Origin of the sequence: Planotetraspora silvatica, assembly GCF_016863315.1 — a bacterium.
GTDB lineage: Bacteria > Actinomycetota > Actinomycetes > Streptosporangiales > Streptosporangiaceae > Planotetraspora > Planotetraspora silvatica.
Genome location: NZ_BOOQ01000009.1, coordinates 337,438 through 346,315, shown reverse-complemented (window position 1 = coordinate 346,315; position 8,878 = coordinate 337,438). Strand labels below are relative to the sequence as shown.

General features: G+C 69.8%; 6 protein-coding genes. 3 read left to right on the top strand and 3 right to left on the bottom strand.

Going from position 1 to position 8,878, the window contains the following annotated elements:
- The first annotated feature begins 444 nt into the window (after positions 1–444).
- On the top strand, positions 445–849 hold the full coding sequence (locus tag Psi02_RS09275; RefSeq protein WP_239094742.1) for a hypothetical protein: 405 nt from the start codon (positions 445–447) through the stop codon (positions 847–849).
- 70 nt (positions 850–919) lie between these two features.
- Here the strand turns inward: Psi02_RS09275 and Psi02_RS09270 are convergent, their stop codons facing one another.
- The gene (locus Psi02_RS09270; protein WP_239094741.1) at positions 920–2,539 is read right to left on the bottom strand and encodes an ABC transporter substrate-binding protein; all 1,620 of its coding nucleotides are present in this window, start codon (positions 2,537–2,539) and stop codon (positions 920–922) included.
- A gap of 159 nt (positions 2,540–2,698) precedes the next feature.
- Here Psi02_RS09270 and Psi02_RS09265 point away from each other — a divergent pair, with 159 nt between their 5' ends.
- The gene (locus Psi02_RS09265) at positions 2,699–4,708 is read left to right on the top strand and encodes a sensor histidine kinase (RefSeq protein ID WP_203973017.1); all 2,010 of its coding nucleotides are present in this window, start codon (positions 2,699–2,701) and stop codon (positions 4,706–4,708) included.
- Positions 4,705–5,076, top strand: a complete 372-nt coding sequence (locus Psi02_RS09260; RefSeq protein ID WP_203953605.1) for a DUF742 domain-containing protein — start codon at positions 4,705–4,707, stop codon at positions 5,074–5,076. Before Psi02_RS09265 ends, Psi02_RS09260 begins: the two co-directional genes overlap by 4 nt.
- A 51-nt stretch (positions 5,077–5,127) precedes the next feature.
- Here the strand turns inward: Psi02_RS09260 and Psi02_RS09255 are convergent, their stop codons facing one another.
- A complete protein-coding gene (locus Psi02_RS09255) occupies positions 5,128–6,846 on the bottom strand; it encodes a hydantoinase B/oxoprolinase family protein (protein WP_203973016.1) in 1,719 nt (572 codons plus the stop codon).
- Positions 6,843–8,846 carry a hydantoinase/oxoprolinase family protein gene (locus Psi02_RS09250; protein ID WP_203973015.1) on the bottom strand — a complete coding sequence of 668 codons (2,004 nt, stop codon included), beginning with the start codon at positions 8,844–8,846 and terminating at the stop codon, positions 6,843–6,845. The genes Psi02_RS09255 and Psi02_RS09250 overlap by 4 nt, the downstream gene beginning before the upstream one ends.
- Positions 8,847–8,878: the final 32 nt, after the last annotated feature.

Below are 8,878 nucleotides of genomic sequence, written 5' to 3'. Positions count from 1 at the left end.
TTGAGACCGCCTTGATCCGAAAGGAGAGCACCCATCCGCATTGGGATGCCGTCCCCGAGCCGGCCACGATCACTCAAGCGTCGCACCCGCTACCGGCGAGCTCGCGTCACAGGTGCCGCGGGCCCCTCTTCGGGGCGTCCCGGAATGTCCTTTCAAAGACGCGGGCGTCCAGGGACAACCGGATCGTTCGTTCAAGCATCTAAGTAGCGCGACGGCGAGCGCGCCGGCGACGCACAACGGGTCGGGGAGAGGGACGGGCATGAGGGGTGAGGTGTCCTCAGCAGCGGTTTCGCTTGACAGGACAACGTCCCGAAGCGAAGTCACAGCCCCCGCGCAACCGGATGTCAAGTCGCCCGCAATCGCCTCACGTTACGAACATGATGCGGGAGTCTTCACTCGGCGGCAGCCAAGCCGCCTCTGCTCCCGCCGGTGGAGGTGGCCATCATGACGCGGTCGGAGTTCGACGACATTCGCGCACACATCGCGGCCGAGGACCCCCGGTCGGGCGGTCTACTCGACATCGCCCGGGAGTTGCTCGACGACCTCGAGCAGGCCCGCATGCGCGAGTCGATTCTGCGTACCTACTACTTGGGGTTGCTCACCGCCGCCCGCGCGACCGTGGCCGCGGAGATGGCCGGCGACGCGTCGCCGATGACGTTCCTGGAGCACGAGCTCGGCAAGCACGGGCAGATGCCGTCCGGCGAGCAGATCGAGCGCATCCTCTCCGACGCGCGCACCGCACAGACGCTGCTGGCCCACCTGGGCGAGCCGGCGCCCGCGCCCCGGCGCCCGGTCCCGATCCGCTTCGGCGGTCGTTGCGTGGGCACCCCCCGCAGGCTCCGGGGCTGACAAGGCCCGCAGAGCCGCGACGGGGGACGACGGGGCCGGTCCGGCCCCGTTCACACGGGGATGCGCCGGATCATCCGCCAGGGATGAGGTCGTGCACGAACACCACGTTGGGATACGCGGGGTTGTCCGTGTATCCCTGGACGTTGCCGAGATACGCGCGCTGGTAGTTAGACACCCAGGGGACAGCGACGACCGCGTTCTCGTCGATGAGCGTCCGCTGGAGATTGAGATACGCCTTCTCCGCGGCGGAGCGGTCCGTGGCCACGAGTGACGGCAGCTTGTCGATCTGGCCGTCCAGGGCCTTGCTCTTCATGTAGGTGAGGTTGAAGGACACCGGATCGCCACTGTGGAAGACGTTGAGGAACCACGAATAGGCGTCCGCGTAGTCCGGCCACCAGTACATGACGAAGATGTCCTGGCGCTTGGTCGGATCCTTCGACTTGCCCTGGTCCCACTGGGCGTTCCACTGCATCGCCAAGGCGTTCACCTTCACGTTGAGCTGACTCAGCGTCTGGGTGAGCTGGTCGACGAGCACCTGCTCGTCGTCGTCGCCCTCGGCGTAGGTGAGCGTCAGCTCGAGTTGCTTGCCGCCGGGGCCGTAACCCGCCTGCTGGAGCAGCGTGGTCGCTCCGGGGATGTCCTGCTGCGGAGCGATCTTGCTCGAATGGCCGAGCAGGCCTTCGGGCACCAGCCCGTTCGCCTTCGCCCCCGCACCCTTGAGCGCCTTGATCAGACCGTCGTAGTCGATGGCCTTCTGCATCGCGCGGCGGAGCCGTATGTCCTTGAGGGGTCCCGACTCGGAGTTGAAGAGCACGAGCATGTTCTGGAACGAGGGGACCTGCAGCGTGCGCACCCCGGCCGTCATGTCGGCCTTGCGGTAGAGGGCGGGGTTGAGCCGCTGCACGTAGCTCACCTCGCCGCGGAGCAACTGCTGCCACGCCGCGTTGAGGTTGGGCGTCACGCGGAATTCGACGTTCTTGTAGTGAGCGCCGTCCCAGCCGCCCCAGTATCCGTCGTAGGCGCGCAACGTGAGTTCCGAACTCTGGCCCTTCTTCCAGGCCGCGACCGAGTACGGCCCCGAGCCGGCGTCCTTGCCCTGCTGGAACCACTTCGTGAGGTCGCCCGAGCCGGCGGCCGCGGTGTCGTAGATGTAGGCGGAGTAGTCGGCCGAGGCGATCAGGTCCAGCGGAGCCGGGTACTTGAGCGTGAACTCGACCGTGAGCGGGTCCTTGACCGTGATGTTCTCGACGCAGTCCCAGATGTAGGCCGCGGGACCCGCGAGCCGCTTGGTCCTCTCGATCGACGCCTTCACCGCGGTGGCGTCCAGCGGCCTGCCGCTGTGGAACGTCACGCCGTCGCGCAGCGTGAACGTCCAGGTCTTACCGTCCGACGACGACGTCCACCTGGTCGCGAGACGCGCTCCCGCGCGCTTCGTGACCGGGTTGTAGACCGTCAGCGAGTCGTAGATGTTCTGCATCGCGATCACCTCGTTGGAGTACGAGGTCGCGGGATCCCAGTCGGTGATGACGTCCAGGTTCGATACGTAGACGAAGTTCGAGTCCTTGGGACTGGTGGTGGTTCCGGCGGTGGTCTCGGCCACCGAACCCCCACCGCAGCCGGTCAGGGCCAGGGCGGCCACGAGACCTAGGACGAGCAGACGGCGCATGCGGCGTGAGGTCCTTTCCACCATGAGCTACCATGATCGAAACTACCGCATGATCACGATTCAAAACGATATTTCCCGATATCTCAACGCAGAACTCTCATTTGAAACATAGCGCTGCTAACCTCTCTCCCTGTCTCACAAGAGTTCAGCGGAAGCTCATCATCCCCATTGGGACGAGGTGCCATGAGTCCCCGTAGGCGTGACCGGTCGATCAAGTTCAGGCTTATCGGCCTGCTCGTGGTGCCGCTCCTCTCGCTGGTAGCCCTGTGGGCGGTCACGGCCGGTGTGACCATCGGCGACAGTCTCCGCTTGAGGACCTACAACACCCTGTGGTCCACGCTCCGCCAGCCCGCCGACAAGCTGATCGTCGAGCTCCAGCGGGAACGCCTCGACTCCGCGCGCTACCTCGGGTCGGCGAGCCGCTCGGGCCGCTCCGAGATGGAGGCGCAGCGGCTGCGCACCAACACCGCCCGCGACTCCGTCCGGCGGTTGGCGCTCTCCGACTCCTCGCGCTCCGCGACCACTCCGGCCATGCGCTCCCAGGTGGACGAGATGCTGGGCGGCCTGGGCCAGCTGGACGAGATCCGGGCGGAGATCGACGAGGGCCTGTCGGACCGCCTGCGCGCGATCGAGACCTACAACCTCGTCTCCGACTCGATCTACCGGATGCACTACAGCCTGGCGCTGATCGACGACATCCCGATCTACCAGCAGTCCCGCGTGGTCATCTCCCTCGGCTACTCCAAGGAGCTGCTGACCCGCGAGCAGGCGATCGCCTCCGCGGCCTCGGCCTCCGGCACGATGACCGACGAGGAGCGCAAGCTCTTCACGCAGCTCGTCGGCAACCGGCGGTTCCTCATCGACCAGGCGCTCCCCGAGCTGGACGAGGGCCTGCGGCAGATGAACGTCAACCTGATCACGACTCCGCTCTACCAGCGGCTCCGGCTGCAGGAAGAGAAGATCATCGCCGGAGGTGCGCTCACCGCCCGGACGGAACAGGTCTGGCAGTCCACCTCCGACGACATCGCCGCGTCGTTCCAGCAGGCCCAGACGGACGCCGGCACCAAGCTGACCGAGCGTGCGGCACCCATCGCCGACTCGATCCTCACCCGGGCCGTCGTCGCCGGTGGCGCCGGACTGCTCGCGGTGCTCGCCTCGATCCTCATCTCGATGCGCCTCGGCTCCCGCATCGCGCGTGAACTGGCCACCCTGAGGCAGGCCGCGCTCGACCTCGCCAACGTGCGGCTGCCGCGCGTGCTGGACAAGCTCAAGAAGGGCGAGGACGTCGACATCGCCACCGAGGCTCCGCCGATGCCGGCCATCGGCGAGACCGCGGAGATCCAGGACGTCGGCCACGCCTTCTCGACCGTGCAGCAGACCGCCGTCGAGGCCGCGGTCGGGCAGGCCAAGCTCCAAAGGGGCGTCGGTCAGGTCTTCCTCAACCTCGCCAGGCGCAGCCAGACCCTGCTGCACCGGCAGCGCACGCAACTCGACGGCATGCAGCGCCGTACGACCGAGCCGGAGACCCTCGAGGACCTGTTCCGCCTCGACCACCTGACGACTCGAATGCGCCGCCACGCCGAAGGCCTGATCATCTTGTCCGGCTCGGTGCCGGGCCGGGCCTGGCGCAAGCCGGTCCCCCTGTACGACGTCGTACGCGGCGCGGCCGCCGAGGTCGAGGACTACGCACGGGTGACCGTGTTCCCGATGGAGGAGCACCGGCTGGACGGCACGGCCGTCGCCGACGCCATCCACCTCATCGCCGAGCTGATCGAGAACGCGACGATCTTCTCGCCGCCACACACGTCGGTCTCGGTGCGCGGAGAACTCGTGGGCAACGGCTTCGTGGTCGAGATCGAGGATCGCGGCCTGGGCATGACCCCCGAGCGGCTGGCCGAGCTCAACGAGCGCCTGGCGAACCCGCCGGAGTTCGATCTCGCCGACACCGACCGGATGGGCCTGTTCGTGGTCTCCAGACTCGCCGCACGTCGCGAGATCTCCGTGACGCTACGGCCCTCGCCGTACGGCGGGACGACCGCGATCGTGCTCCTCCCCACGGTGCTCATCGACTCTCCGAAGGATCCCGATCTCGCGCGCCTGGCGACGGACGAGGTCACACCGGAGGACATCATTCTTGCCTCGCTGAGCCGGGGAACCCAAGACAACCAGGAGCCCGGCGAGGAGAGGTCATGACCGAGCGCACCCACGACCAGTGGCTGGACGAGGAGGCAGGGCCGGTCGTCCCGGCCTACGCGCTGACCCGCGGGCGGGTGCTGCCCGCGAACAAGGCGATCGACCTGGTGGCCATCGTGACCGCCACAGGTGGGCCCACGCCGGTCAGCCTCAACCCGGAACAGTGGATGATCCTCAGCCTCTGTGCGCGGGCGACTCCCCTGGCGGACATCGCCGCGGCGATCGACCTTCCGCTGGGCGTCGTGCGCGTGCTGGTGGGCGACCTCCACGAGCAGGGGCTGGTGCAGGTGCGCCCGCCCGCGAGCGTGTCCCAACTGCCGAGCGCGAGCATTCTGACCGAGGTGATCAGCGGGCTGCGCGCCCTCTGATCCAGACTGATCCAGTCCTGAGCCAGATGGCCGCGCAGCCCCTGAACGCGTCTAGAACGCGTGGGGGTAGTACCGCCTCGCGTGCTCGGCGGTGATGTAGCCCTCCCGCAGATCCGCCTGGACGGCCCGGGGGTCGCGCTCGGACGGCGGGCCGTACCCGCCGCCCGATCCGGTGCGCAGGTGGACGACCGCGTCCTTGGGCAGGAAGATCCGCGTCTTCAGTGAGAACTCCTCCTCGCGCCCGTCGGAGTACTCGACCGTGAGCCGGTTGGGCCGCCCGGCCAGACCGCCGGACAGGCCCCAGGGCTCCAGCGCGGTCCTGGCCAGACCGGCGGTGAGGTACTGGTCCTCGAGCACGCGGAAGGAAAGGTCGAGCCCGAGCCCGCCTCGGTACGTTCCGGCGCCGCCCGAGTCCTCGGCCAGGGCGAGGCGCTCGATGCGCCAGGGGTTGCGGGCCTCCCAGATCTCGGCGGGCGTCAGACGGGTGGCCGACTCGGAGATGTACATCAGCGCGCTGGCGCCGTCCGCAGTGGGAGACGCGCCCTGCCCGACCGGGTGCGGCGCTCCGTCGGCCCAGGGCTCGCCGGTCGCCTCCCTGTTCCCCCACCACACCAGGGCGTTGATGTCGCCCCCGCTCGCCGCCGGCACGGAATCGGGCACGGCCTCGGCGAGCGCGCGGATGATGAGCTCGATGGCGTGGTCGGACGGGATCCCGTACATGAAGCAGGGGGCCGGCCGTACGGGATGGAAGAGCGACCCGCGCCTGGTGATCAGCTCGAGCGGCCGGAAGTGCCCCTCGTTGGGCTGCTCGCCCGAACCCGCGAGGAAGGCCACGGCGATCCGGACGGCCGCCACCGTCGAGGGGAGCGGGCAGTTGACCGGGCCGCCCACCTGGTCGGGGCAGTTCGTGAGGTCGACGGTCACCGACGACCCGCTGATCGCGACCTCGACGCCGAAGGGGATCGGCAGACCGTTCACGCCGTCGGAGTCGATCACGCTCTCGGCCGTGTAGACGCCGTCGGGCAGCCGCTCGAACCAGCCGCGCACCAGTGCCTCGCCGTGGGCGTACATGCGGGCCACGGAACGGCGGAAGGTGTCCAGGCCGTAGCGCCGCACCAGCGCGCCGAGCGCCTCGGCTCCCGTCCTGGCCCCGGCGACCATGGCGTTGATGTCCCCGATGACCATCTCCGGCATCCTGCTGTTGGCCAGGATCATCCGGTAGACGTCGCTCACCAGCCGCCCCGCGTCGTAGAGCTTGACCCCGGGGAAGATGGTGCCTTCCTGGTGCACGTCGACCGTGTCGGTGCAGTAGGGATCCTTGCCGCCGATGTCGAGCCAGTGCGCCTTGATCACGGCGTAGCCGACGAGGACGTCCCCCTCGCCGGTGAAGATCGGCGCGACCATCGCGGCGTCCTGCGGGTGCGAGCCGGTCCCGTAGGGGTCGTTGTAGAGGATCACGTCGCCGGGGCACAGGGCACCCGCCCCGCCGACGCCCTCCACCGCCTCCTGCACGCAGAACCCCAGCGTGCCCATGAACGCGGGCAGCGTGGGCGCCTGGGCGAGCATGCACAGGTCGACGTCGTAGAACGCGACGGCGAAGTCCAGCGCCTCGTAGATGATCGGTGAGAACGCGGTGCGGATCAGCGACTGCTTCATCTGCTCGGCGGCGGCGTTCAGCCCCTGGCGGATGATCTCCGTGGTGACCGGGTCGGCCCCGTCGCCGAGCCCGGGGTTCGCCTCGGTGTAGCGGGTGCGGACGATGCTCGTCATCGGTCGCCGTCCTTCCGTGTGATCAGCAGACAGCCGCTGGGATGCGCCTCCGCGATGAAGCCCGTGTCCACGTACGTCGTCGCGGTCGGCTCCACCACCAGGAGCGGCCCCTCCGCGGGCCCGGAGAATCCCTCTCTCGGCACGACCTGGGCGTCGGCCCAGGCGCGCCTGCCGAACGACCACAGCCGGGTCGTCCCCGCGGCGGACGCGCCCGACGGCGGCGCGGGCACCAGCGGGCGCGCCGCGTCGAGCACGATCCGCGTCGTCGCCCTGACCGTGACCACTTCCAGCGGATCGGGCAACTGGTGGCCGAACGTCCGGTGGTATGCCTGGGAGAACCGGTCCGCGACGGCCGCGACGTCGTCCTCACCCAGGCGCAGGGGGACCGTCAGCGTGTGCTCCTGGCCGCGGTGGCGCAGGTCCAGGTCGACCTCCCGTACGGCTCCCGCCGTGGACAGCCGTTCGAACAGCGCGCCGGCCATCGCCTCGATCGCCGGCAGTGCCTCCTCGTCGAGGGGCCGGACCATCGTCCGGGCCGCCGAGCGCACGATGTCGGCCTGGACGAGCCCGACGGCGGAGAAGTTGCCCGCGTTCGGCGGGACCACGACCGTGTCGACGTCGAGCTCGACCGCGAGGAGGCAGCCGAACAGCGGGCCCGCCCCGCCGAACGCGACGATGGCCGCGCCGCGCGGGTCGACTCCCCGCTCGACCGTCACCCCGCGCACCGCCTGGGCCATGTTGGCCGCCGCGATCCTGATGACCCCCTCGGCCACGGCGTCGGTGCCGGCGATCCCGGTCGGCTCCGCGAGGGGCGACAGCACCTCGGTGGCCTTCTCCGGGGAGAGGGATATCCCGCCCGATATGTGGCCTGCGGAGATCATGCCGAGATGCAGGGCCGCGTCGGTGACCGTGGGCTCGGTTCCTCCGCGCAGGTACGACGCGGGACCGGGCACGGCGCCCGCGCTGCGCGGGCCGACGCGGAGCAGGCCGCCGGCGTCGGCGTGGGCGACGGACCCGCCGCCCGCCCCCACCGATCGCACGTCGACCCAGGGGCTCTGCAGAGGGAGGCCGACGACCTCGCCCTGGAACATCAGGGGAAGCCTGCCGTCCTCGATCAGGGCCGTGTCGAAGCTGGTGCCGCCGACGTCCGCGGCGACGGCCGTGCGGAGCCCGAGGGTCTCCGCGAGCCTGGCGGTGGCGACGGCTCCGGCGACCGGCCCCGAGAGGATGGTCTCGAACGGCCGCGCGGCCGCCTCCGCGAGCGTGAGCGCGCCGCCGCCCGACCGGGTCACGAGCAGCTCGCCGGCGAATCCGCGCTCCCGCAGCTCCCGCTCGAGGTTGTGCAGGTAGGGGCCCATCCGATGGCGGACGAACGCGTCCACGACCGTGGTGCAGGTCCGCTCGTACTCCCGGTACTCCCCCGACACGTCGTGGGACAGCGAGATGGGCCCGTCGAACCCGGCCGCGCGGAGCAACTCGGCGGCCAGCACTTCATGACGGGGATTCGCGTAGGAGTTCATCAAGACGATCGCGACGGCGTCGACTCCCTCGGCCGCGAACAGCCGGGCCGCCTGCCGTACGCTCTCGGGGTCGAGCTCCCTGACCAGCGTGCCGTCCGCGGCGACCCGCTCGGCGGCCTCGGCCCGCAGCCGGCGCGGGACGAGCGGCGGCGGCGGCGTCCAGAAGAGGTCATAGGGATCGTCGCGGTCGCCGCGCCGGATCTCGAGCACGTCGCGGAATCCGGCCGTGGTGATCAGCCCCACCGTCGCGCCGCGGCGTTCGAGCAGCGCGTTCAGGCCGACGGTCGTGCCGTGGACGAAGTGGCCGCTGCGGGCCAGCAGTTCAGGGGGCACCGCCGCGTCCACCGCGGCCAGTACGCCGAGCTCGGGCGCGGACGGTGTGGTGGGCTGCTTGGCCACCCTGATCTCGCCCGTCGCCGCGTCGTGGAGCACGAGGTCCGTGAAGGTTCCGCCGACGTCCACTCCGATGACCGTTGCCATGACTGGCAACGTAGGACCACGGTGAGGTGGCG

Coding starts and splice junctions, on each gene's coding strand:
- Psi02_RS09270 (WP_239094741.1), bottom strand. CDS start 2,539: ATGGTGGAAAGGACCTCACGCCGCATGCGCCGTCTGCTCGTCCTAGGT.
- Psi02_RS09250 (WP_203973015.1), bottom strand. CDS start 8,846: ATGGCAACGGTCATCGGAGTGGACGTCGGCGGAACCTTCACGGACCTC.
- Psi02_RS09260 (WP_203953605.1), top strand. CDS start 4,705: ATGACCGAGCGCACCCACGACCAGTGGCTGGACGAGGAGGCAGGGCCG.
- Psi02_RS09265 (WP_203973017.1), top strand. CDS start 2,699: ATGAGTCCCCGTAGGCGTGACCGGTCGATCAAGTTCAGGCTTATCGGC.
- Psi02_RS09255 (WP_203973016.1), bottom strand. CDS start 6,846: ATGACGAGCATCGTCCGCACCCGCTACACCGAGGCGAACCCCGGGCTC.
- Psi02_RS09275 (WP_239094742.1), top strand. CDS start 445: ATGACGCGGTCGGAGTTCGACGACATTCGCGCACACATCGCGGCCGAG.